Consider the following 22,194-nt stretch of genomic DNA (forward strand, 5'->3'; position numbering starts at 1 on the left):
TTCCGCGGAGGTGAGATGACCCCCGACCTGGCCACCGCCCTGACCGGCGCGACCGCCCGGCTGCTCGGGTTCGGCCGCGCGCGGCTCCGGGAGTACGCCCTGGCCGAGTCGCCCTCCGGCGACGCCGCCGCGCTGGCCCACTGCGCCGCGCTGATCGAGGCCGGTCACCGCGAGGCCGGCGGCGCCGTGGCCTACGAGGGCGAGCACCTGGTGTCGCGGTTCGGCCCGGAGGACGGCCCGCACCTGCTCCTCGTCGGTCACTACGACACCGTCTGGCCGGTCGGCCGGCTCGACGCCATGCCCTACACCGACGACGGCACGACGATCACCGGCCCCGGGACGTACGACATGAAGGGCGGCCTGGTCGCCGTCGAGATGGCGCTGCGCGCGCTGCGGGCCGCCGGGGCGGCGCCGGCCCGGCAGGTGCGGCTGGTCGTCGTCGCCGACGAGGAGGTGGGCAGCCCCACGGGCAGTAGCGTCGTCGAACGTCATCTCGACGGCGCGGTCGCCGTGCTCGGCCTGGAGTCGCCGCACCCGGACGGCGCGCTGAAGAACGCCCGCCGGGGCAGCGTCCGGGTCCGCCTCGGCGTCCGCGGCCGCGAGTCGCACGCCGCACTCGACCCCGGCAAGGGCGTCTCCGCCATCGACGAGCTCATCGACCAGCTCGCGGTGGTGCGCGGCGTCGTGCCCGCCGACGGCAGCACGCTGTGCAACGTCGGCCGGATCGAGGGCGGGCGGCGCGCCAACGTCGTCGCCGGTGAGGCGTCGGCCGAGATCGGCCTGCGGTTCGCCTCGGCGGCGGCCGAGCGCACGGTGCTGGACGCCCTGGCGGCCCTGCGTCCCGTACGATCGGGCGCCGCCGTCGAGGCGACCGTGCTGTCCGCGCGGCCGACCTGGCCGGAGCGGTCCGCGGATCCGCTGCTCGACCACATCGCCGGCGTCGGGCGGCTGCTGGGCCAGCGGATCACCGGGCGGCCCGCCGCCGGCGCCGGTGACACGAACCTGCCGGGGTCGCGCGGGCTGCCCACCCTGGACGGCTTCGGCCCTCCCGGCCGGGGCGCGCACGCCGCGGACGAGGCGGTCCGGGTGACCGGCCTCGCCGAGCGGGCCGCCCTCCTCGCGGGGATCATGGCCTTTCCCCCGCCGGACGCCTCGGGGGACCGCGAGTGACCGCCCCGTCGCCGCCATACGGCACTATTGCCGCATGCCGGCTCTAACCCGCGCGGAGGCGCAGACCCGCGCCCGTCTGCTGGACGTCCGCGCCTACACCATCCACCTCGACCTGACGTGCGGGGACGAGGTGTTCCACTCCGACACCGTCGTCCGGTTCGGCGCCGAGCCGGGAAGCGAGACCTTCGCCGAGATCCGGCCCGCGCGGCTGCGCCGCGCGCTGCTCAACGGACGGGAACTCGACCCGGCGTCCCTGCGGGACGGCCGCCTGCCGCTGCCCGCCCTGGCCGCCGACAACGAGCTGCGCGTCGAGGCCGACATGCCGTACTCACGGACCGGTGAGGGCCTGCACCGGTTCACCGATCCGGCCGACGGCGAGGCGTACGTCGCGTCGCAGTGCGCCCCGGACGACGCCCCGCGGCTGTTCGCCTGCTTCGACCAGCCGGACCTGAAGGCGCCGATCGAGCTCACCGTCACCGCCCCGCCGCACTGGACGGTGCTCGGCAACGTCGCGGGCGAGAAGGAAGCGGACGGCCGCTGGCGCTTCGCCCCGACCGCGCCGATCAGCACCTACCTCGCCGCCGTCGCCGGCGGCCCCCTGCACTCGGTCCACGCCGAGCACGACGGGATCCCGCTGGGCGTCCACTGCCGGCGTTCCCTGGCGCCGTACCTCGACGCCGAGGAGATCCTGGAGATCACCCGGCGTTCCTTCGACCGGTACCACGAGCTGTTCGAGGACCGGTACCCGTTCGGGAAGTACGACCAGGTCTTCGTGCCCGAGCTGAACTTCGGGGCGATGGAGAACCCCGGCTGTGTCACGTTCCGCGACGAGTTCCTGTTCCGCTCCGCCGTCACCGACGTCGAGCGGGAGACCCGCGCCATCGTCATCGCGCACGAGATGGCGCACATGTGGTTCGGGAATCTCGTCACGATGCGCTGGTGGGACGACCTGTGGCTCAACGAGTCGTTCGCCGAGTACATGGGCTACCGGGTCGTCACCGAGACCACCCGTTTCACGACCGCCTGGACCGGCTTCACGATCGCCCGCAAGCCCGGGGGCTACGACGCGGACCAGCGCCGCTCGACCCACCCCGTCGCGGCCGAGGGCATCGACGACACCGCCGCCGCGCAGACGAACTTCGACGGCATCTCCTACTCCAAGGGCGCGTCCGTGCTGCGGCAGCTGGTCGCCTGGCTCGGCGACGAGGCGTTCTTCGCCGGCATCAACCGCTACTTCACCGACCACCGGTTCGGCAACGCCACCATGGCCGACCTGCTCGACGCCCTCGCCGCCGCGAGCGGCCGGGACGTGCACGGCTGGGCCGAACGCTGGCTGCGCACGAGCGGGGTCGACACGCTCCGCCTGCAACTGACCGAGGAGGACGGCACGCTGACCTCCGCGGCCGTCGTCCACACGGGAACGCCGGGCGACCCGCGGGCGCTGCGCCCGCACCGGATCACGGCCGCGGCGTACGACCTCGCCGACGACGGCGGGGACGGCCGCCGGCTGCGGCTCCGGGAGCGCTTCCCGATCGACCTGCCGGCGGACGCGGGTACGGACGGCGCCGCCCGCGTGCCGCTGGAGCGCCTGGCCGGCGTTCCCCGCCCCGACCTCATCGTGCTGGACGACGGGGACCTCAGCTACGCCAAGCTCCGGCTGGACGAGCGGTCCCGGCGGGCCGCCGCAGAGGCGCTGTCCACGATCGAGGACGGCCTCACCCGCGCCGTCATCTGGGACACCGCCCGTGACATGGTCCGGGACGGGGAGCTGCCCGCCGCGGAGTTCCTGGCCCTGGTCGAGGCCCATCTGCCCGCCGAACCGGACGTCAGCGTCGTCGAGGCCGTGCTCGCCTTCGGCCGGCGGCGGATCGCCGACCGTTACACGCCGCCCGCCGCGCGGCCGGCGGCTCTGGCCGCGATCGCCGGCGCCTGCCGGGAGATCCTGGCCCGCACCGCCGGCGGGCCCGCGCCGACGCCGCGCCTCGCCGCCGTCCGTGAGCTGATCCACTGCGCCGAGACGCCGGAGGCGCTCGCCGAGCTCCGGGAGTGGCTGCGGGACGAGCGCGTGCCCGGCGGCCCGGCGCTCGACCCGGACCTGCGCTGGAGCGTCCTGGCGCAGCTGTCCGCGCACGGGGCGGCGGGCGAGCCCGACATCGCCGCCGAGGTCGCGCGCGACCCCAGCGCCACCGGCCAGGAGGGCGCCGCCCGGTGCCGCGCGGCGCTCCCCGACCCGGCGGCCAAGGAAGAGGCCTGGCGGCGGCTGTTCACCGACGGCGCCCTGTCCAACCGCCTGCTGACCGCCACCGCGCAGGGCTTCTGGGGGCCGGCGCAGGCGGACCTCACGGCCGGATTCGTCGAACGCTACTTCGCGGACGTCCCGGCAGCGGGCGGGCGCGGCCCGGCGGTGGCCAGGGCGCTGGGCCGGGAGCTGTTCCCCGCCCACGCCGCCACGCCGGCCACCGTACGGGCCGCGGAGCGGTGCCTTGAGCGCGCGGACCTGACGACCGCCCTGCGCCGCGCGCTCGACGACGAGCTGGACGACCTGCGCCGCGCGCTCCGGGTCCGGGGCGGCTGACGCCGTTCCTACTGGTCCTTCGCCCCGGCGGTCTCCTTGCCGGCCGGCCGCCGGCTGTTCGAGGAGGAGCCGCCCGACGACTTCTTGGCGCCGCCGGACCGCCGGGAGCCCGAGGACTTCGTCCCGGAGGACCGGGCCGATGAGGAGCCGGACGACGACTTCGCCGAGGACGAGCCACCCGACGACGACTTCGCCGACGACCGCTTCGCCGACGATGACCTGGCGGAGGACGACTCGTCCTCGGGAGACTTGGTCACCTCGCCGTCGTGGATCTCGCCGCGCCAGCCCGCCACGTCGTCGCCCGGGTGGAGCAGCGTCTGCGACATCACGTGCCGGCGGAAGTGCTTGAGCTCGAGCCGGACCCGGCGGCCCTGCGCGCGCCACAGGTTGCCGGTCTTCTCCATGAGGCCCTGCGGGTGGTACTCGAGGACGAGCAGGACGCGGGTCAGGTTCGGCGCGAGTTCGTGGAACGTCACGGCCCCGTCCACGTGGCCCTTCTGGCCCGTGGAGCGCCAGACGATCCGTTCGTCGGGGACCTGCTCGACGATGGTCGACTCCCACGTGCGAGTGGACCAGAAGATCTTCGCCTTCCAGCGCACCTTCTCGTCGGCGAGCTGGTCGGTGCCCTCGACCTTCTTCATGAAGGACGGGAACTCCTGGAAACGGGTCCACTGGTCGTAGACCAGCCGCCGGGGCGCGCCGACGTCGACCTCTTCGATGATGTTGGTGACCTTGGTCTTCGCGGACCCGCCCGCGCCCTTCCCGTCGCTCTTGCCGAGCACCTGTCCGCCGACCTCCTTGAGCGCGGTGACCCCTCCGGCGATCGCCTTCGGCCCCAGGTCACCGCCACGGCGGGCCTCCTTGGCGACCGTCTTGACGGTGCTCCCGATCTGCTTGGTCACGGGCTTGGCGATGTTCGTGGCGCGCTTCGCCAAAGAACTTCCTGGCAGCTCGGCCATCTTCGTACCCTCTCGTTCGAAACCTTGCTTCTTTGTTGCTTTGACCGCCTTGCTTACCCGGGAAAAGACGACACATTCCCAATGCGCGGGATCAGGAATAGGTCGCGCTGTCCGGGTACCACCCTGTTACGGAACGGATGTCCCCCATAGGAGAGACCTGATATGCGCAAGAACCTCGCCGGTGCCGCGGTGAACAAGGCCGCCGAGTCCCGTCCGGACAAGAAGATCGCGCAATCCGCCGGCACGCTGAAGAACGCCCCGAAGAAAGCGGCGCAGGAAACGGTGATGAAGGGACTTCGGGCCCCGGTCGTCGGAAAGGTGCTGAAGTCGTTCGCGCTGGCCCGGCTGGTGCGGGTGCTGGGCGCGGCCGTCCGCTTCATCGGCCCGCGCGCCCTGCCGGTGGCCGCCGTCGTTCTCGCGGGCTGGTTCGTCCGCCGGCTGCGGAGGAAGTGAGCTGCTCCATCCGCCGGCGGGAGGACGCCCTCCCGCCGGCGGATTCTCGTGTTCGAGGCGGTCAGGCCTCGGGCAGGAGCGTCCCGAGCGGGCCCAGGTCGAGGTTGAGGTCCTCGGCCGTGAGCCCGAAGTGGTCCTTCAACCGCTCCATGGCCTCGTCGAGCCGCATCAGCGCCAGGCCCAGTTGCTCGACCTGATCGTCGGTGAGGCTTTCGTCCTCCTCGACCCGGCGCAGGGCCTGCTTCTCCATCAGCTGCCGGATCAGTTCGATCACGGTGAGGACCAGGGCCGCGAGGTCGTGCTCGACGGTCTCCGGGTCCGTCCGCAGCCGTTCAGTGAGGGAGGATGTCATCATATTCCTCTCGAACCGTCGTGATCAGGGCACGCAGCGACACCCGGACAAGGTCGATCTCCGCGATCGAGATGACGACGTCGCCCGCGATCACCACGCCGCCTGCGAGCAGCCGGTCCAGCAGGTCGACCAGCGCGACGCGCTCGGACGGCGGCACCCGCGGGTCCTGGCGCACCGCCACGGCGCGCTCGACGTCCTCCCCCACGCTCACGAGGTCGCGTCCAGTTCGGTGAACGAGTAGGCGGGCCAGGGACCGGTCAGCTCGATCCGCACGCCGGGCAGCCGGGCCGCCAGGTCGTCGGCCGCGGCGGCGAGGGTCTCGGCCCGGTCCTGGTCGAGCAGGTACGCCACGTTGAGGATCATCGTTCCCTCGTGGCCGGACAGGCGCGGGTCCTGCGGCGGGTGCTGCCGGCTCGCCACGGCGTACTCCGACAGCGTGGCGTGGATCTCCTGGGCCTGCTCGGCGAGCCGCCGGGACGCCTCCTCCCGGCTCTGCCGCTCCAGCCTCCGGCGGCGCAGGTAGGCCATGCCGGGCCGCTCGTCCGCGCCGTCGCCGGCGCCGGGCGGCTCCGGCGCCGCCTCGGCGGTCCCGTACGCCTTGACGCCCCACTCGACCCGGCCGACGACGCGCCCGAGGACCTCGGTGAGCTCCTCCCGCCGCTCCCGCAGCAGCTCACGGACGCGGTCGTCGTCGCGGTAGACCGTCGCGATCCGCACCGGAGCGGTGGGGGCGGTCCGCGCCACCGCGTCGACGACGTCGTGGTGTGCCCGCGCCGTCGCCTCCAGCCACTGCAGGCTCTCCAGGTTCCGCCGCAGCGCCGTCTCCCCGAACTCCTCCAGGTCGACGGTGCTCACGAGCGCGGTGAACCCGCCGTCCGCGACGGCGCGGACCGGGACGCCGGCCACGCCGGTGAGGTCGCGGAGGACGTCGGGGGCGAGGTCCTGCGCCACTCCGTACAGGTAGACGCCGGCGTCAGCCACGGTCCGCCTCCGCCTTCTCCTCCGCGGTCTTCTTCTCCGCGGCCTTCTCCTCCTCCGCGGGACTTCCGTCGCCCTTGTCCACCGCAGGGCTTCCGTCGCCCTCCTCCGCCGCGGGGCTCCGGCCGTTCCCGTCGCCGCCCTCGAGCGCGGCGAGGCGCTCGCGCAGCCGGCGGTTCTCCTCGATCACGTCGCTGTGCTTGGAGGAGAGGGTGGGGTCGTGCTCCCACCAGTCGATCCCCATCTCCTTCGCGCGGTCCACGGACGCGATCAGCAGCCGGAGCTTGATCGTCAGCAGCTCGATGTCGAGCAGGTTCACGCGGATGTCGCCCACGACCACGATCCCCTTGTCGAGGATCCGCTCGAGGATGTCGGCCAGGTTGGCCGAGGACGGCCCGTCGCTCCGCTGGGGGGAGGCGGAGCGCGAGCCGCCGGCCCACGTCACTTCTGTCATCGTTTGTCCCTATCGAACCGTCCGCGGAAGTAGCGGTCGGTCCTCCGGTATGAGAGCAGGTTGCCCTCGTCGTCGAGTTCGGCCTCGTACACGGCGAGGATGTCGTTGGTGTCCGGGATGCGGCCGGACTCCACGACCTCCACGCCGACCTTCCAGCCGTCGTCGGTCCGTTCCAGCGCGATGACGCCTTCGCTCTCGCGGCCCGTCATCTCGACGACGTGCTCGACGGCCTTACGGGCGACCTCCTCGGGGGCGAGGCCGTTCCCGCTCCGGCTGCTTCCACGGCCTCCACTCCGGCCGCCTCCGCTCCGGCCGCCTCCGGTCTGGGTGCTCTTGCTCTGGGTGCTTCTGCTCTGGGGCATGGTCACCTACCTCGGCGGGACCCCTCGGCCAGGAGGTTCACCAGTTCGTCCTCCCGGCGGGCGGCCTCCTCCTCGCTGATCTCGCCGGCGTCACGCGCCTCGGCCACCTCTTCGAGCAGGCGGACGATGCGCTGGGGGTCGTACAGCTGGCGCTCGGCCTGTTCCTGTACCTGCTCGGCGAGCCATACGACCCCCCGTACCGGAGCCAGCGGCAGCAGCACCAGCCCGGTGAAGAGTCCCATGTCAGGTCTCCTGGCCGACGAAGTCGTACGGCGGCAGGGGCCCGGCGACGCGCAGGTGGATGCGTCCGTCGATCTCCTTGCCGACCTGGTCGACGATCTTCTCGAACTCCTCGCGCTCCTTGCGGTCGATGAGGAACCCGGCGTCCAGGACGTCGTCCTCACGGGACAGCTCGTGCTGCGCGACCGCGGTGGCGCGGGGCGCCAGGGCGTCGAGGAGTCCCTGCCCGTCGTTCTCGCGGCGGCGGGTGAATGCCTGGGCGATGAGCTCACCGAGGCGTACGCGGTCGTAGTAGGCCGCGTCCTCCGGAAGCTCGCGGACCCGCTGGTTGAGCTCGGCGATCTCCGGCTCCTCCTGGACCATCTCGCGCAGCACGGCGTCCTCGACGTACCGCGCCTTGATCCGCACCTCGACCTGCCCGCGCAGGGGCTCGAGCTGCTCGACGAACGTGTCCTCGTGGGGGCTGAGGAGCTCTTCGACGACCGCGTCCCGGTCGGTCAGCGCGCCACCGAAGCGGAAGGGCAGGACGGTCCCGCCCGCCTCGACGATCGCCTGGAGGACGCCCTGATGGGCCATGAGGTCGTCGCGCGTGCCGAGGGGCCGGTCGGCGGCCAGGTCGCTCACCAGGGCGGCGCAGCGGCCGTGCGTGACGAGCGAGACCTCCTGCCCGTCGATCCCCTTGAGCTGCCCGGGGATCTCTGCGCCGGCGTCGGTGACGCCGTAGACGTACTGCACGGTCACTTACTCCTCCTCGTCGTCGTTGTCGTTCTTCTTGCTGCGGGACCCGGCCTTCTCCTTGTCCTGCTGGCCGCGGCCGAGGGAGTCGCGGAGCGTCTCACCGGCGCCCTGCAGCGCGCCCCTGGTCTTGCGCTTGGCGCCGCTCTCCGTCATCTGGCCGATCATCTGGGGGAGGCCCGCGCTGGAGCCGTCGTTGGCGATGTCGAGGCGGTTGCATGCCTCGGCGAACCGCAGGTAGGTGTCGACGCTGGCGATGACGACGCGTGCGTCGATGCGGAGGATCTCGATGCCGATGAGGGACACCCGGACGAAGGCGTCGATGACGAGGCCCTTGTCGAGGATCAGCTCGACGACGTCGGCGAGACCGCCGCCACCACCACCGGAGGACTGCTGTACCGGAGCGCCACGCTGGGCTATCTGCCCGCTGCCCATGTTCCATTCCCTTCTTCGATGGTCCGGCCGGAACCGGTACCCGCGGTTCGGCCGGCGTTGGTCAGCGGCTACCCGCACAAATCACCTCCAAACAGACAGGGGGTCTACGGCGTCCGTAACCAACGCCCGAGGTCACCGGGCATGTCGGCGCCGTGGTCGACGGAGCGGATGCGGCCTTGCACAACGCGTAGGAATGGAGCACCTGAACACCCGAAAACTGTCACGCAGTGTTGACGGGCGGCCACGATCCGGCAGATCTTCCGGTCGCCGAAATTCCCGTGGGTTCCGCCACCGCGGCGGCTCGGGGAAGATATCGGACAGTGCTCGCCGTCCCGGATGGAGTAACGGATGACCGCCCTGCTGATCCTGCACCAGGACGACGACGTGGCCCTGGCCACCGAGGATCTCGCGGCGGGGACGCCCGTCCGTGACGGTCTGGCCGCCCGGGACGACGTGCCGCGCGGCCACAAGGTCGCGCTGCGCGACCTGCCCCCCGACGCCCCGGTGCGCAAGTACGGCCAGGTCATCGGCTTCACGACGCGTCCGGTGACCGCCGGGGAGCACGTGCACACCCACAACCTCGGCTTCCAGCGGTTCGACCGGGAGTACGAGTTCGGTGTCGCCGTCCGCCCCGAGGAGAGGGTGCCCGTGGCGGAGCGGGCGACCTTCGACGGGATCGTCCGGCCCGACGGCCGCGTGGCGACCCGCAACCACATCGGCGTCCTCACCGCGGGGACCGGCTCGGTGACGGTCGCCCGGCGGATCGCCGAGCGGTTCCGCCGGCAGGAGGGCGTGCCCGGACTCCTCGACGCCCACCCGGCCGTCGACGGGGTGGTCGCGCTGCCGCACGGTCTCGGCGGCGGAACACCCGGCGAGGAGGGCGAGGAGGCCGCCGTGCTGCGGCGCACGCTCCGCGGGTACGCGCGCCACCCGAACTTCGCCGGATTCCTCCTCCTCGGCGCCGGCCGCGAACTCGACGAGGCGCGGTCCCTCCTCGATGAGTGGGGCGTCGGCGCGGACACGCCCGTCACGGTGATGGGGGTCCAGGACCTCGGCGGCGTCCGGGCGGCGGTCGCCGAAGGGGTGGCCCGGATCACGGACCTGCTGCCCGCGGCGGACGCCGTCCGCCGGCGGCCCGTGCCGGCCTCCGAGCTCGTCCTGGCGATGGAGTGCGGCGGCTCGGACGGCTACTCCGGCATCACCGCCAACCCCGCCCTCGGCGCCGCCGCGGACCTGCTGATCCGGCACGGCGGCACCGCGGTGTTCGGCGAGACACCGGAGATCTACGGGGCCGAGCACCTGCTCGCCCGGCGGGCGGTCAGCCGTGCCATCGGGGAAAAGCTTGTCCGGCGGATCCGCTGGTGGGAGGACTACACCGCCCGCCACGGCGGCTCGATGGACAACAACCCCTCCCCCGGCAACAAGGCCGGCGGCCTGACCACCATCCTGGAGAAGTCGCTCGGCGCGGCCGCCAAGGGCGGCCAGTCCAACCTGGCCGACGTCGTGGAGTACGCCGAGCCGGTCACCGCCAAGGGCCTGGTGTTCATGGACACGCCGGGCTACGACCCGGTCAACGCGACCGGGATGGTCGCCGGGGGCGCGCACGTGCTGTGCTTCACGACCGGCCGCGGGTCGGTGTTCGGGTGCAAGCCGGCGCCGAGCCTGAAGCTCGCCACGAACACGCCGCTGTACGAGCGGATGACCGGCGACATGGACCTCAACTGCGGCCTGATCGCCGACGGCGAGTGCGACGTCGCCGAGATGGGCCGGCGGATCTTCGACCTGATCCTGGCCACCGCGTCCGGCCGCCGCACGCGCAGCGAGGAGCTCGGCTTCGGCGACGAGGAGTTCGTGCCCTGGCGGCTCGGCGCGGTGATGTGACACGGCCCGCACGGAGCGACCGGCTCAGATCTCGGTTTCGACACCGATCAGAAGAGTGCCTTGGAGCGCCCTTTACCTGTTCTGTACCTTTGCTGCTCCGATCGAAACAGTACAGAGACGGGGATAGATGGACTTTCAGACGTTCCAGGCGCAGCAGCGGCTGCTGATCCGCCAGCGCGTGCGGCTGATGGTGAACCAGTACGAGGTGCACGCCGCGAACCCCGACGGCTCCGAGGGCGAGCTCGTCGCCTTCGCGCAGCAGAAGCGCCTGGCGTTCAAGGAGCAGGTCACCTTCTACAGCGACGACCGCAAGGAGCAGCCGCTCTTCGGTTTCAAAGCCCGGCAGCGCATCGACCTCGGCGCGACGTACGACGTCACCGACCCGGGCGGGCAGCCGATCGGCAGCTTCCGCAAGGACTTCAAGGCCTCGCTGCTGGCCTCCACCTGGCACCTGGAGCAGCCGAACCTCGGCGTGACCACCGGCTCGGAGCGCAGCAAGTTCGTCGCCATCCTGCGCCGCGTCTGGAACTTCGTGCCCTACGTGGACAGCCTCCCGTTCGCCTGGCCGTACCACTTCGACTTCGCCGCGAACGGGCAGGAGACCTTCTCGGTGGACAAGAAGTTCGCGCTGCGCGACAAGTACGCCGTCGACATCAAGGACCCGCGCCTGGACCGCCGTCTGGTCATCGCCCAGGCGGTCGCGCTGGACGCCCTCCAGCACCGCTGATCCCCGGGGTTCCGCGGCCTCGGACGGCCCGGCGGCGACGGACGCCGCCGGGCCGCGTTCATCTCCCCGTGCTCTCGAAGTAGCGCAGGACGGCGGCGACGCGGCGGTCGGTGTGCTCGGTCGGCCGCAGGTCCAGCTTGGCGAAGATGTTGCGGATGTGCTTGTGCACCGCGCCCTCGGTCACGACCAGGCGCTGGGCGATGGCGACGTTGCCGAGCCCCTCGGCCATGAGCGCCAGCACGTCGCGTTCGCGCGGGGTCAGCCGGTCCAGCGGGTCGTCGGCGCGCCGGTGTGCGAACAGCTGGGCCACGAGCTCCGGGTCGATGGCCGTACCGCCCTCGGCGACCCGGTGCAAGGCCTCGAGGAACCGCTCGACCCGCCCGACCCGCTCCTTGAGCAGGTAGCCGACGCCGTTCGTGCCCTCGGCGAGCAGGTCGGTGGCGAAGCTCTCCTCGACGTAGGCCGACAGCACGAGGACGGCGAGCTTCGGGTGGCGGCGCCGCGCCGCCACCGCCGCCTTGATGCCCTCGTCGGTGTGCGTGGGCGGCATGCGCACGTCGACGATGGCGATGTCGGGCGGCGTCTCGTCGACGGCGGCGAGGAAGGCGTCCGGCGTGTCCACGGCGGCCACGACCTCGAACCCCTCCCCGCGCAGCAGCAGTTCGAGCCCCGCGCGGAGCAGGGCGTCGTCCTCCGCGATCACAACACGCACGGCAACTCCACCTCGAGTACGGTCGGCCCGCCCGGCGGGCTGGACAGGGTCACGTGTCCGTCGTAAGCCTCGACCCGGCGGCGGATGCCGACGATGCCGCTTCCGGCGCCCTCCTCCGCGCCGCCGCGCCCGTCGTCCTCGACGCGGACGCACAATCGGTCCCGCGTCTGGCGCACCTCGACGGCCGCGTGCCGGGCGTGACTGTGCTTGGAGATGTTGGTGAGCGCCTCGGCGACGACGAAGTACGCGGTCGCGTCGACGGACGCCGGCCGCGAGCCCGGGACGTCGGCCGACACGCGGCAGGGCACGGCGCACCCGGCGGCCAGCGCGGCCAGCGCGCCGCCGAGGCCCCGCTGTTCGAGCACGGGCGGGAGGATGCCGCGGACGACCGCGCGCAGTTCGGCGAGCGCCTGCTCGGCCGCCGACTGCGCCTGCTCCAGGGCGCCGTCCGCGAGGGCGGGGTCGTGCTTCAGCGCCCGCCGCGCGGCGCCCAGCAGGACGGTGACGCCGACGAGGCGGTTCTGCGTGCCGTCGTGCAGGGAGCGCTCGATCCGCCGCAGTTCGGCGGTGTGGGCGTCGAGGGCGGCGGCGCGCGTCGCGGTCAGCTCCGCGACCCGCGCGGACAGGTCGAGGCCCGGATGCGGCGCGAGCAGGCGCCTGCCGGGCCTGGCCTGCAGCCGGGCCATCGCCGGCCCCAGGCCGACCAGGATCGCCACCCATCCGGCGCCCAGGGAGACGCTGGACACCATTCCGGTCCATCCGCCGGCCGGGATGCCCACCGAGGTGGTGACCGTGCCGGGCGGCAGCGCCCACATGTAGAGCGGGCGGGTGAGGTCCTCGATCGCCAGCAGCGGCAGCAACGCGCCGAACAGGCCGAGGGCGAACCCGAACACCGCGTGAACGAACAGCCAGCGCAGGTCGCGCGGTGTCGCCGGGTCCCTGGCGGCGGCGCGGAGGCGGGCGGACCAGCCGCCCGGCCACGGGTCGTACGGGCTGATGACCTCCTCACCCCACCGGCTCAGCCGCTGGCGCTCCCGGTCGGCGACCGCGCGCACGGCGGCGAGCGCCCACGGCAGCAGCGGCAGCCCGACGCCGACGAGGCAGAGAGCGCCGACGACGATCAGCACCAGTGCGGTGAGCAGGGCGAGGACCGCGGTGCCCAGGCCGCCGACCAGCCGCGCGAGCGCGTCGATCGGGTCGCGCAGCGCGCGCACGACCGCGCCGTCGTTCCCATCCGGCATCCGACTCCTCCTCACGATCAGTGGCCACCTTATGGCTAATCGCAGTGGTCGGTGGCGTTACACCCGAAAAGTGGTGCCTGCTGTACCACGACCGGGTAGTGCGTGGGATCGCCGCAGGTCACGGCCGTCCGTAGCGTCGGAGTCGACCTTGAAGGAGGACCCATGACGAACGACCCTTACCGGCTCACCCGGCCCGAGACCGGCCCCGGCGCCCCGGACCGGAGCGGCGGCATCGGCGCGTGGCGCACGCTTCTCTGGACCGTCCTGGTGGTCAGCGCCGCCGGGAACGCCGTGACCTCGATGAGCCGGCTGCCGATCGCGGTGAGCCTGTCCTTCGGCGTCGTGACCATCCTGTGCATCGCCGGGCTGCTCGCCGACTGGTCCCGGCGGAGGCGGGCGTGAGGATGCGCGAATCTGCCGGCGTCCGGCCCGCGGCCCCGGGCGTGGCGGGCCACGCGGCCGGCCTGCGGCCCGGGCCACCGGACGTGGTCATCGGCCTGGACCGCGTCACGAAGGTGCACCGCGCCGGCGCGACGGCGGTCACCGCGCTCGACGACGTGTCGCTCACCGTCCCCCGCGGCACGTTCCTCGCGGTGATGGGGCCGTCCGGGTCCGGCAAGAGCACGCTGCTGCAGGTCGCCGCCGGGCTGGACACCCCGACGTCGGGCACGGTCACGGTCGGCGGCACGGACGTCTCCCGCCTCGGCGAGGCCCGGCGCACCGTGCTCCGCCGGGACCGGATCGGCTTCGTGTTCCAGGGGTACAACCTGCTCCCGGCGTTCACCGTCGAGCAGAACATCACCCTCCCGCTGCGCCTGGCCCGCCGGGCCCCGGACGGGGAGTGGATCCGCGCGCTGGTCGACCGCACCGGCCTGGACGGGGTCCTGCACCGGCGCCCCGCGGAGCTGTCCGGCGGGCAGCAGCAGCGCGTGGCGATCGTCCGGGCGCTGGCCGCGCGGCCCGACATCGTGTTCGCCGACGAGCCGACCGGGGCGCTGGACGTCCGCAGCTCCGGGCAGGTCCTCACGCTGCTGCGCGAGATCGTCGACGAGCTCGGCCAGACCATCGTGATGGTCACCCACGACCCGGCCGCGGCGGCCCGCGCCCACCGGGCCCTCATCATGGCCGACGGCCGGATCGTGGACGTGCTTCACGACCCCGCGGCACCGGCGCTCGCCGCCCGCCTCACCTCGCTCGGAGGCCGCTGATGCTCCGGATGTCCCTTCTGCTGGCCCGCGGCCGGCTCGGCGCGCTGGTCGCCATCGTCTGCGCGGTGCTGGGCGGGTCGGCGTTCCTCACGGCCACGGGCGTACTGGCGGAGTCCGGCCTGCGCTCCCACCTGCCGGTCGAACGGCTCGCCGGAGCGGACGTCGTCGTCGCCGCCCGGCAGTCGGTCGCGCAGGACGAGGACCTGCCCGAGCCGCTGCCCGAGCGGGCGGCGGTCCCGGCACGGCTGGTCGCCTCACTCGGGGCACTGCCCGGCGTCGCCTCCGCGATCGGCGACGTGAGCCTGCCCGCCGCCGTCGTCGGCCCGGGCGGCGCGGTCGTCGGCGCCGGTGACCCGCGCACCGCCGGGCACGGCTGGTCGTCCCGGACGCTGCCCGGACCCGGTTCCCTCCACGGCACTCCCCCGGCCGGTCCCGGGGACGTGGCGCTCGATGCGGCCACCGCCGCGCGCGCCGGCGTCCGGCCCGGCGACCGGGTGACGGTCGTGGCCGCCGGACGGCGGAACGGCTACCGGGTGTCCGCCGTCGTCGGCGGCCCGGCGGGCGTCTACTTCGACGACGCCGTCGCGGCCTCGCTGGCGGGCCGGGACGCCGGGCCGAAGCGCGGAACGGTCGACCTCGTGGCGCTGCGCGCCGCGCCCGGCACCGACCCGGGCGCCCTGGCCGCGCGCGTCCGCAGTGCCCTCCGCGCGGACGGCCGCGGCGACCTCACGGTGGCGGCGGGCGGGGCGCGGGGTGACGTGGAGCAGCCCGGCGGGATGACGGGCCGGGCCCTGCTGTTCGCGCTCGCCGGTTCGATCGCCGGGGTCGTCCTAATGATCGTCGGCTTCGTCGTCGCGGGCGCGCTGTCGGTGGCGATCGCCGGGCAGCGCCGCGACCTGGCCCTCCTGCGGGCCGTCGGCGCCACGCCCCGGCAGGTCCGCCGCCTCATCGCCACGCAGACCGGAGTGATCGCGCTGTTCCCCCTGCCGTTCGGCGTGGCGCTCGGATACGTCCTCGCCGGCCGGTTCGGCGGCATGCTGGCCGGGCACGGCGTGCTGCCGGGCCGCCTGCCGCTGTCCTGGAGCCCGCTGCCGGGCCTCGCGGCGGTCCTGCTGCTGTCCGCCGTGGTGCGCGTGTCTGCGCTGGCCGCCGCGTTCCGTACGTCACGGATGCCGGCGACCGAGGCGGTCGCCGAGTCCCGGGCCGAGCCCCGCACGCCGTCGGCCGTGCGCACCCGCATCGGGCTCCTGCTCATCGCCGGTGCGATGACGCTCGGGGCCGTTCCGCTCTTCCTCCGCACCGCCGAGGCGACGGTCGCGACCGGCTCGGCCAGTCTGCTGGCGGTCATCGGCCTCGGCCTCGCGGGCCCGTCCCTCGTCCGGCGCGGCAGCGGCGCGCTGCTGCGGCGGCTGCCGCCCCGTACGTCGCCGGCGACCTGGCTGGCGGTCGGCAACGGCCACGGCTACGCCCTCCGGGTCGGCGGCGCGGTCACGGCGCTCGGCATGGCCGTCGCGTTCACGCTGAGCTACGCGCTGACGCAGACCACGCTGATGACCGCGACCACCCACCAGGCGAGGGCCGCGACGCACGCCGACGTCGCGGTCACCGCCCCCGCGCTCGGCGGGGTCCCCGCGAACCTCGCCGGCGAGATCCGTACGGCGCCGGGCGTCGCCGCCGTCGTGCCGGTCGGCACGACGACCGTCCTGTGGCCGCACCGGGAGGACGGCGCGAACGCCGTCGCGGCCTACCGCGCACTCGTCACCGGGCCGGACACCCCGGCCGTCCTGGACCTGGGACGGCGCGACGGTGACCTGAGGCGGCTGAGCGGCGCCACCATCGCGGTCAGCAGGACCACCGCCTTCGCCCGGGGCGCCGAGGTCGGCGACCGCGTCACCGTGCTCCTGGGCGACGGGACGCGGGCCACCGCCGAGATCGTCGCGACGTACGACCGCAGCCTCGGCTTCGGCGACGTCGTCGTCTCCCGCGACCTGGCCGCCGGCCACACGACGACCGGCCTGGCGGACCGGCTGCTGGTCCGCGCGGCCCCGGGGCGAGCCGAGGTGGTCCGGCGTTCACTCGCGGCGCTCACCGCGCGGGAGCCGGGCGTACGGGCCGGCGACGCGCGCGGCGCCATCGAGAAGGCGCCGACGCCCCCGGAGGTGTGGGTGAACGTCGTCGTCCTCGCCGTACTCCTGGGGTACGTCCTGCTCGCGGTGGCGAACCGCCTGGCGGCCGCCGCGGCGCAGCGCCGCGACGAGTTCACCGCGCTCCGGCTGATCGGCGCCACTCCCCGGCAGATCGTCGGGATGGTACGGCGCGAGGCCGCGCTGGTCGCGGCGGCGGCCGTCGGCGCGGGCGTCGCGTTGTCGGCGGTGCCGCTGGCCCTGCTGGGCGCCGGCTTCCTCGGCCGCCCCTGGGCCGCCGGGCCGATCTGGCTCCTGCCGGCCGCCGCGGCCACGGTCGCGCTGATCGCCTGGCTCGCCACCGAGCTCCCGGTCCGCGGCGCGCTGCGCGCCGCCCCGGCGAACGTCCTGGCCCAGCGCTCCTGACCTCTCGGTCCGCGCCGAGGATTCTGGTGGCGGGCGCCACCAGAATCCTCGGCGGTGACCGGCGTTGTGGTTTCACGCACCTTCAGATGGGCGGGTGACTCCCCAGGCCGCCTCGATCATCTGGAAGATCTCGTCCACCGCGGTCTCCGGATCGGGCGCCTCGCGGGCCAGCGAGAAGGCGTCGATCACGAACCTCGCGATCGTCCGGCAGGCCGTCGTGGTCCGCGCCAGGCCGAGATCGGCGGCGATGGCCGTCGCCAGCGACTCCGTGTGGCGCAGCCGCATCGACTCCTCGTACTGCCGCAGGGCGGGTGATCCGTCGATCATGCGCCAGATGGGGGCGGCGCCGTCCCCGGTGCAGTGGCGCACCAGGGCCTGGATCTCGCGGCGCAGCGCGAGGATGAGCGGCTCGTGCGGCGCCCGGCCGGTGACCGCCTGCGTGAGGCGATGCTCGAAGTCCTCGTCCTGCTCGAACACCAGGGCCTCTTTCGAGGCGAAGTGGGAGAAGAGCGTGGTGACGGCGACGTCGGCCTCGGCGGCGACGTCACGGATGCCCACCGCGTCGTACCCGTGCTCCAGGAAGAGCCGCAGCGCGGTGTCGGCGATCTTCTGGCGGGTCGCGGCCTTCTTACGCTCCCGGCGTCCGGTCGGCACGGTCACGCCGTGATGCTATCAGGTACGAAGCCGTAACCGTTCCAAAACACTAACGGTTAGTGCTACGGTCGGCCGCATGAGGAAAGTGAGTTTCGCCGAGTTCGGCGGTCCGGAGGTGCTGCGCCTCGTCGACGCCGAGGAGCCCCACGCGGGCCCCGGTCAGGTGCGCGTCGCCGTGCGGGCGGCGGGCGTGAACCCCGTCGACTGGCGCATCCGTGAAGGCCAGATGCAGAAGGTCCGTCCGATCGAGCTGCCCGCAGGAGTCGGGCTGGACGCCGCCGGGGTGGTGGACGAGGTCGGCGCGGACGTCGAAGGGGTCGCGGTCGGTGACCGCGTGTTCGGCGAAGGGTCGAGCACCTACGCCGAGTTCGCCGTGCTCTCGGCCTGGGCGGAAATGCCCGAGGGCCTGACGTTCGAAGAGGCCGCCGGGTACCCCTCCGTGGTGGAGACCGCGCTGCGCGTCATCCGCGAGGTCGGCGTGCGGCCCGGGCAGACGCTGCTGGTCAGCGGCGCGTCCGGAGGAGTCGGATCCGCGGTGCTGCAGATCGCCCGCGACCGCGGCATCACCGTGATCGGCACGGCCGGGGCCGCGAACCAGGACTACCTGCGCAGCCTGGGCGCCGTCGCCACCACGTACGGCGAGGGCTGGGTCGAGCGGGTGCGGCGGCTCGGCCGGGTCGACGCGGCCCTCGATCTGGCCGGCTCGGGCGTGATCCGCGAGCTCGTCGAGCTGACCGGGGATCCGCGGAAGGTGGTCTCCATCGCCGATCTCAGGGCGCCGGAGCTCGGCGCCCGGTTCTCCGGCGTGGCCGGGAGCATGCCGGAGGCGCTCGCCGAGGCCGCCCGCCTCATCGCGCGGGGACGGCTCCACATCCCGGTCGAGAGGTCGTACCCGCTCGCCGATGCCGCGGCGGCGCACATCGACAGCCAGGCCGGCCACACGCGCGGGCGCCGGGTCATCATCATCTGAGCCGCTCCCCGCCCTCCGGTGAAGGGCGCACGGTCGTCGTGAACCTTCCGTGACAGGACATCGTTGACGGGGTGACGGTGGCGCTCCTAACCTGCTACCGACCGGTCGGTATGTAGGCGGAAGGTCCGTGATGTTCGCCAGCACGATGCAGGAGTTCCCCCTCACCGTCTCCGCGATCCTGCGGCACGGCGCCCGCGTGTACGGCGGGAGCGAATGCGTGACCTGGGCCGGCGGCGGCGAGCCGCGCCGGGCGTCGTACCGGCAGGTCGCGGCGAACGCCGAGCGGCTCGCCGCGGCCCTGACCAGGCTCGGCGTGCGCGCGGGCGACCGGGTGGCGACCTTCTGCTGGAACAGCCAGGAGCACCTGGAGGCGTACTTCGCCGTCCCGGGGATGGGCGCGGTGCTGCACACGCTGAACATCCGGTTGTTCCCCGACCAACTGGCGCACATCATCGGGCACGCCGAGGACCGGTTCGTCATCGTCGACGACACGCTCGTCCCGCTGCTCGCCCGCGTCGCCGGGCGGCTGCCCACGGTCGAGGCGTTCATCGTCGTGGGCGACGGCGACGCGTCCGCGCTGGGCGACGCGCGGGTGCTGCGCTACCGCGAGCTGCTGGCGGCCGAGGAGCCCGGGTTCGACTGGCCCGAGCTGGACGAGCGGTCGGCCGCGTCGATGTGCTACACCAGCGGCACGACGGGTGACCCGAAGGGCGTGGTCTACTCCCACCGCTCGACGTTCCTGCACGCGATGGCGGCCATGTCGGCGTCGCTGATGGGCATCACCGAGGCGGACCGCGTGCTCGCCATCGTCCCGATGTTCCACGTCAACGCCTGGGGCCTGCCGTACGCCGCGTTCCTGTCCGGCGCCACGCTGCACATGCCGGGCCCGTTCCTCCAGCCGGAGCACCTGACCGCGTTCATCGCGGCGGAGCGCAGCACCGTCTCCTCGGCGGTGCCGACGATCTGGAGCGCGATCCTCAACTACGGCGCCGACCACGAGCTCGACCTGTCCTCGCTGCGGTCCGGCACCTCCGGCGGCGCCGCCGCGCCCCGCGCGCTCCTGGAGGGTTTCGAGCAGCGGTACGGCCTTCGGATCATCCAGGGCTGGGGCATGACCGAGACCAGCCCGCTCGGCGGCATGGCCTTCCCGCCGCCCGGCGTCGCGCCGGGCACGGCCGAGGACGTCGACTGGCGCCTCAAGTCGGGCCGCGTGGCGGCGGGCGTGGAGATGCGGATCGTCGACCCGGCGGGCGAGGAGCTACCCTGGGACGGCGAGTCCGTCGGCGAGATCGAGGTGCGCGGGCCGTGGATCACCGGCTCGTACCACCGCGACCCCGCGCCGGAGAAGTTCCACGACGGGTGGCTGCGCACGGGCGACATCGGCACCATCGACGACCGCGGCTTCTTCCAGATCACGGACCGCGCCAAGGACGTGATCAAGTCCGGTGGTGAGTGGATCTCCTCGGTCGAGCTGGAGAACCACCTGGTCTCCCACCCGGCGGTGCTCGAGGCGGCGGTGATCGGCATCCCGGACCCGCGCTGGGACGAGCGTCCGCTGGCCTTCGTCGTCCTGCGCGACGGCGCCTCGGCGACCGCGGCGGAGCTGGCCGGCTTCCTGGCCGGCAAGGTCGCGCGCTGGCAGGTGCCGGAGAACTGGGCGTTCGTCGAGGAGATCCCCAAGACGACGGTCGGCAAGTTCGACAAGAAGCCGCTGCGCGCCCGCTACCGCGCCGACGAGGTCAAGGTCGAACGCCTCTGACGCCTCCGCCGCAGCGGAACCGGGGCGACCTCACCCGCCGGCGAGATCGCCGCCGGTAGGTCCGCTCACCGGTCGCGCAGGCGCCTGCTGCGCCCCTGCAGTTCGTCGATCAGCTCGGACGCCTGGGCCTTGGACAGGTTCTCCGGCACCTCTTCGCCCGCCTCGCGGGCGAGCGTGCGCAGGTAGGACTCCTGCGGTCCGGTCATCGGCTCGTCCCCCGTCGCCCAGTCCTGCGGGTCCTTCTCCGCCGGCCGTTCCGTCATGGCCCCTCCTTCGGTCATCGAACTCAGGTTCGAGGCAGTACCCCTCTTCCGAGGAGGGAAACGGCAGGTCAGGGGTGCGATGGTGGAGTGAGCGGCCGCCAGGAGATCGGCGTGGACAGGACCATCGCCGAGCTCGTCTCGCCGTGCGAGGCGAGCCGGACCAGGATGCGCTCGAGCTCGGCGACCGAGGTGGTGGCGACCAGGACCATGGAGCACACGTCCCCGGTGAGCCGCGACACCTGCAGCACCTCGGGAAGGTCGTCGAGCAGTTCGGGATGCACCGTGATGCAGCGGGCGCCGTAGCACTTCATGCGGACCTGGGCGACGACGGGGAAGCCGGCCGCCGCCGGGTCGACGCGGGCGTGGTAGCCGGTGATCACTCCGGCGTCCTCCAGCCGGCGGACCCGCTGGGCGACCGTCGGCGCGGACAGGTGCACCCTGCGGGCGAGCTCGTTGTACGAGAGGCGGGCGTCCTCCTGGAGCGCCCCGAGGAGCGCCCAGTCCACCGCGTCGAGGTCCGGTTTCACGGTCGTAAGCCTAACCGCCCGATTCGGTGGCGTTCGTAAGAAAACAGCGGCTTCACGCCCTCCACCGCCCCTTGGATGTCCGAATCGTCCTTAACAGAATGGTCGGTGCCCCGAGTGACGAAGGAGGTTCGAAGTGACGGCCGAAGCACTGTCCGGCTGCCCGGTCCTGCACTCCGCCGACGAGCCCAGGCTCGACTTCGGCGGCACCACGCCGTACGAGGACTACGTCCACGCCGCCACGCTGCACGACCTCCAGCGGCCGGTCACCGACGAGCCGCTGGAGAGGTCGTTCCTCGTGGTCACCCAGGTCATGGAGCTGTACTTCGGCCTGCTGGCCTTTGACCTGAAGTACGCCCGCGACCGGCTCGCCGAGGACGACGTCCGCTCGGCCACGGCCGCGCTGCGGCGCTGCGTCCTGCACGTGAAGGCGCTGCGGGCCGCCTGGCTGCCGATCGCGCGGATGACGCCACGGGAGTTCAACGCCTTCCGCGACGCGCTCGGCGAGGGCTCCGGGTTCCAGTCGGCGGCGTACCGGCACGTGGAGTTCCTGCTCGGCGAGAAGTCCGCGTCGATGCTCGTCCCCCACCGGTCGGTGCCCGCCCAGCACGCCGAGCTGGCGCGCGCGCTCGCCGAGCCCGGCGTGTACGACGCGGCGCTCGCGCTGCTCGCCCGGCGCGGGCACGGGGTCCCGGACGACGTGCTGAACCGCGACCTCACCCGCCCGTACACCCCGTCCCCCGCCGTTGAGGAGGTCTGGGCGAAGATCTACGCTACCGACGACGGCGAACCGGTCCGGCTCGGCGAGGCGCTGACCGACGTCGCCGAGGAGTTCACCGGCTGGCGGCACGACCACCTGATGGCCACCCGCCGCGCGATGGGTTCCAAGCCTGGGACCGGCGGCTCCGCCGGAGTGTCCTGGCTGGAGAAGCGCGCCCGCCGGGACCTGTTCCCGGAGCTGTGGACCGCCCGTTCCCACGTCTGAAGGATCAC

25 protein-coding genes are annotated in these 22,194 nt (G+C 73.3%); 11 read left to right on the forward strand and 14 right to left on the reverse strand.

The annotated features are described in order from the left end of the window. The first annotated feature begins 15 nt into the window (after positions 1–15). Both NE235_RS18555 and pepN read left to right on the forward strand, forming a co-directional pair. Positions 16–1,170: a M20/M25/M40 family metallo-hydrolase gene (locus NE235_RS18555; protein ID WP_252804573.1), complete on the forward strand. Its 1,155-nt coding sequence runs from the start codon at positions 16–18 to the stop codon at positions 1,168–1,170. A gap of 34 nt (positions 1,171–1,204) precedes the next feature. Further along, positions 1,205–3,745, forward strand: coding sequence for an aminopeptidase N (pepN, locus tag NE235_RS18560; RefSeq protein WP_252804575.1), 2,541 nt, complete (start codon positions 1,205–1,207; stop codon positions 3,743–3,745). A gap of 8 nt (positions 3,746–3,753) precedes the next feature. Here the strand turns inward: pepN and NE235_RS18565 are convergent, their stop codons facing one another. Continuing rightward, complete coding sequence (locus NE235_RS18565; RefSeq protein ID WP_252804577.1) at positions 3,754–4,704, reverse strand: SRPBCC family protein; 951 nt, start codon at positions 4,702–4,704, stop codon at positions 3,754–3,756. Positions 4,705–4,866: 162 nt separating this feature from the next. On the opposite strand from NE235_RS18565, the gene NE235_RS18570 reads away from it, so the two are divergent. Further along, a complete protein-coding gene (locus tag NE235_RS18570) occupies positions 4,867–5,157 on the forward strand; it encodes a hypothetical protein (RefSeq protein WP_252804579.1) in 291 nt (96 codons plus the stop codon). A 61-nt stretch (positions 5,158–5,218) separates the two neighbouring features. Here the strand turns inward: NE235_RS18570 and NE235_RS18575 are convergent, their stop codons facing one another. The 8 genes from NE235_RS18575 to gvpJ are packed head-to-tail and all read right to left on the reverse strand — an operon-like array spanning position 5,219 to position 8,713. After that, positions 5,219–5,509 carry a gas vesicle protein K gene (locus NE235_RS18575; RefSeq protein ID WP_252783625.1) on the reverse strand — a complete coding sequence of 97 codons (291 nt, stop codon included), beginning with the start codon at positions 5,507–5,509 and terminating at the stop codon, positions 5,219–5,221. Further along, positions 5,490–5,720, reverse strand: coding sequence for a gas vesicle protein (locus NE235_RS38250; protein ID WP_252804582.1), 231 nt, complete (start codon positions 5,718–5,720; stop codon positions 5,490–5,492). Before NE235_RS38250 ends, NE235_RS18575 begins: the two co-directional genes overlap by 20 nt. After that, complete coding sequence (locus NE235_RS18585; protein ID WP_252804584.1) at positions 5,717–6,490, reverse strand: GvpL/GvpF family gas vesicle protein; 774 nt, start codon at positions 6,488–6,490, stop codon at positions 5,717–5,719. The genes NE235_RS38250 and NE235_RS18585 overlap by 4 nt, the downstream gene beginning before the upstream one ends. After that, complete coding sequence (locus NE235_RS18590) at positions 6,483–6,941, reverse strand: gas vesicle protein (protein ID WP_252804586.1); 459 nt, start codon at positions 6,939–6,941, stop codon at positions 6,483–6,485. Before NE235_RS18590 ends, NE235_RS18585 begins: the two co-directional genes overlap by 8 nt. After that, the gene (locus NE235_RS18595) at positions 6,938–7,303 is read right to left on the reverse strand and encodes a gas vesicle protein GvpO (RefSeq protein ID WP_252804588.1); all 366 of its coding nucleotides are present in this window, start codon (positions 7,301–7,303) and stop codon (positions 6,938–6,940) included. Before NE235_RS18595 ends, NE235_RS18590 begins: the two co-directional genes overlap by 4 nt. A 2-nt stretch (positions 7,304–7,305) precedes the next feature. Further along, the gene (locus NE235_RS18600) at positions 7,306–7,545 is read right to left on the reverse strand and encodes a gas vesicle protein GvpG (RefSeq protein ID WP_252804590.1); all 240 of its coding nucleotides are present in this window, start codon (positions 7,543–7,545) and stop codon (positions 7,306–7,308) included. 1 nt (position 7,546) lies between these two features. Beyond that, positions 7,547–8,284 (reverse strand): GvpL/GvpF family gas vesicle protein, encoded by a 738-nt coding sequence (locus tag NE235_RS18605; protein WP_252804592.1) that lies wholly within the window; start codon positions 8,282–8,284, stop codon positions 7,547–7,549. Beyond that, positions 8,285–8,713, reverse strand: a complete 429-nt coding sequence (gene gvpJ / locus NE235_RS18610) for a gas vesicle protein GvpJ (protein ID WP_252804594.1) — start codon at positions 8,711–8,713, stop codon at positions 8,285–8,287. A 348-nt stretch (positions 8,714–9,061) separates the two neighbouring features. Here gvpJ and NE235_RS18615 point away from each other — a divergent pair, with 348 nt between their 5' ends. Together NE235_RS18615 and NE235_RS18620 are read left to right on the forward strand one after the other, a co-directional pair. Next, entirely contained in the window at positions 9,062–10,594 is a 1,533-nt protein-coding gene (locus tag NE235_RS18615; protein WP_252804596.1) for a UxaA family hydrolase, read from the forward strand. Between the two features lie 127 nt (positions 10,595–10,721). After that, a complete protein-coding gene (locus tag NE235_RS18620; RefSeq protein ID WP_252804599.1) occupies positions 10,722–11,321 on the forward strand; it encodes an LURP-one-related/scramblase family protein in 600 nt (199 codons plus the stop codon). Positions 11,322–11,379: 58 nt separating this feature from the next. Here the strand turns inward: NE235_RS18620 and NE235_RS18625 are convergent, their stop codons facing one another. Together NE235_RS18625 and NE235_RS18630 are read right to left on the reverse strand one after the other, a co-directional pair. Beyond that, on the reverse strand, positions 11,380–12,033 hold the full coding sequence (locus NE235_RS18625) for a response regulator (protein ID WP_252804601.1): 654 nt from the start codon (positions 12,031–12,033) through the stop codon (positions 11,380–11,382). Then, positions 12,021–13,274 (reverse strand): sensor histidine kinase, encoded by a 1,254-nt coding sequence (locus tag NE235_RS18630; protein WP_252804603.1) that lies wholly within the window; start codon positions 13,272–13,274, stop codon positions 12,021–12,023. Before NE235_RS18630 ends, NE235_RS18625 begins: the two co-directional genes overlap by 13 nt. A gap of 162 nt (positions 13,275–13,436) precedes the next feature. Between NE235_RS18630 and NE235_RS18635 the strand changes: the two genes are divergently transcribed. Genes NE235_RS18635 through NE235_RS18645 form a run of 3 tightly spaced genes read left to right on the forward strand, consistent with a single transcriptional unit; the run spans position 13,437 to position 17,031 of the window. Further along, on the forward strand, positions 13,437–13,676 hold the full coding sequence (locus tag NE235_RS18635) for a hypothetical protein (RefSeq protein WP_252804605.1): 240 nt from the start codon (positions 13,437–13,439) through the stop codon (positions 13,674–13,676). A 2-nt stretch (positions 13,677–13,678) separates the two neighbouring features. Then, a complete protein-coding gene (locus tag NE235_RS18640; protein WP_252804607.1) occupies positions 13,679–14,482 on the forward strand; it encodes an ABC transporter ATP-binding protein in 804 nt (267 codons plus the stop codon). Between the two features lie 8 nt (positions 14,483–14,490). After that, a complete protein-coding gene (locus tag NE235_RS18645; protein WP_252804609.1) occupies positions 14,491–17,031 on the forward strand; it encodes an FtsX-like permease family protein in 2,541 nt (846 codons plus the stop codon). A gap of 72 nt (positions 17,032–17,103) precedes the next feature. Here the strand turns inward: NE235_RS18645 and NE235_RS18650 are convergent, their stop codons facing one another. Next, positions 17,104–17,691: a TetR/AcrR family transcriptional regulator gene (locus NE235_RS18650; RefSeq protein WP_252804611.1), complete on the reverse strand. Its 588-nt coding sequence runs from the start codon at positions 17,689–17,691 to the stop codon at positions 17,104–17,106. Positions 17,692–17,761: 70 nt separating this feature from the next. Between NE235_RS18650 and NE235_RS18655 the strand changes: the two genes are divergently transcribed. Beyond that, positions 17,762–18,655 (forward strand): NADP-dependent oxidoreductase, encoded by an 894-nt coding sequence (locus NE235_RS18655; RefSeq protein WP_252804612.1) that lies wholly within the window; start codon positions 17,762–17,764, stop codon positions 18,653–18,655. A gap of 130 nt (positions 18,656–18,785) precedes the next feature. Next, a complete protein-coding gene (locus NE235_RS18660; RefSeq protein ID WP_252804613.1) occupies positions 18,786–20,414 on the forward strand; it encodes a long-chain fatty acid--CoA ligase in 1,629 nt (542 codons plus the stop codon). A gap of 65 nt (positions 20,415–20,479) precedes the next feature. Here NE235_RS18660 and NE235_RS18665 read toward each other — a convergent pair whose 3' ends face one another. After that, complete coding sequence (locus tag NE235_RS18665) at positions 20,480–20,677, reverse strand: DUF3072 domain-containing protein (RefSeq protein WP_252804615.1); 198 nt, start codon at positions 20,675–20,677, stop codon at positions 20,480–20,482. A 68-nt stretch (positions 20,678–20,745) separates the two neighbouring features. Next, complete coding sequence (locus NE235_RS18670; RefSeq protein WP_252804617.1) at positions 20,746–21,204, reverse strand: Lrp/AsnC family transcriptional regulator; 459 nt, start codon at positions 21,202–21,204, stop codon at positions 20,746–20,748. A 133-nt stretch (positions 21,205–21,337) separates the two neighbouring features. Here NE235_RS18670 and NE235_RS18675 point away from each other — a divergent pair, with 133 nt between their 5' ends. Continuing rightward, the gene (locus NE235_RS18675; RefSeq protein ID WP_252804620.1) at positions 21,338–22,186 is read left to right on the forward strand and encodes a tryptophan 2,3-dioxygenase; all 849 of its coding nucleotides are present in this window, start codon (positions 21,338–21,340) and stop codon (positions 22,184–22,186) included. Positions 22,187–22,194: the final 8 nt, after the last annotated feature.

The organism is Actinoallomurus spadix (assembly GCF_024055725.1).
Lineage (GTDB): Bacteria > Actinomycetota > Actinomycetes > Streptosporangiales > Streptosporangiaceae > Actinoallomurus > Actinoallomurus spadix.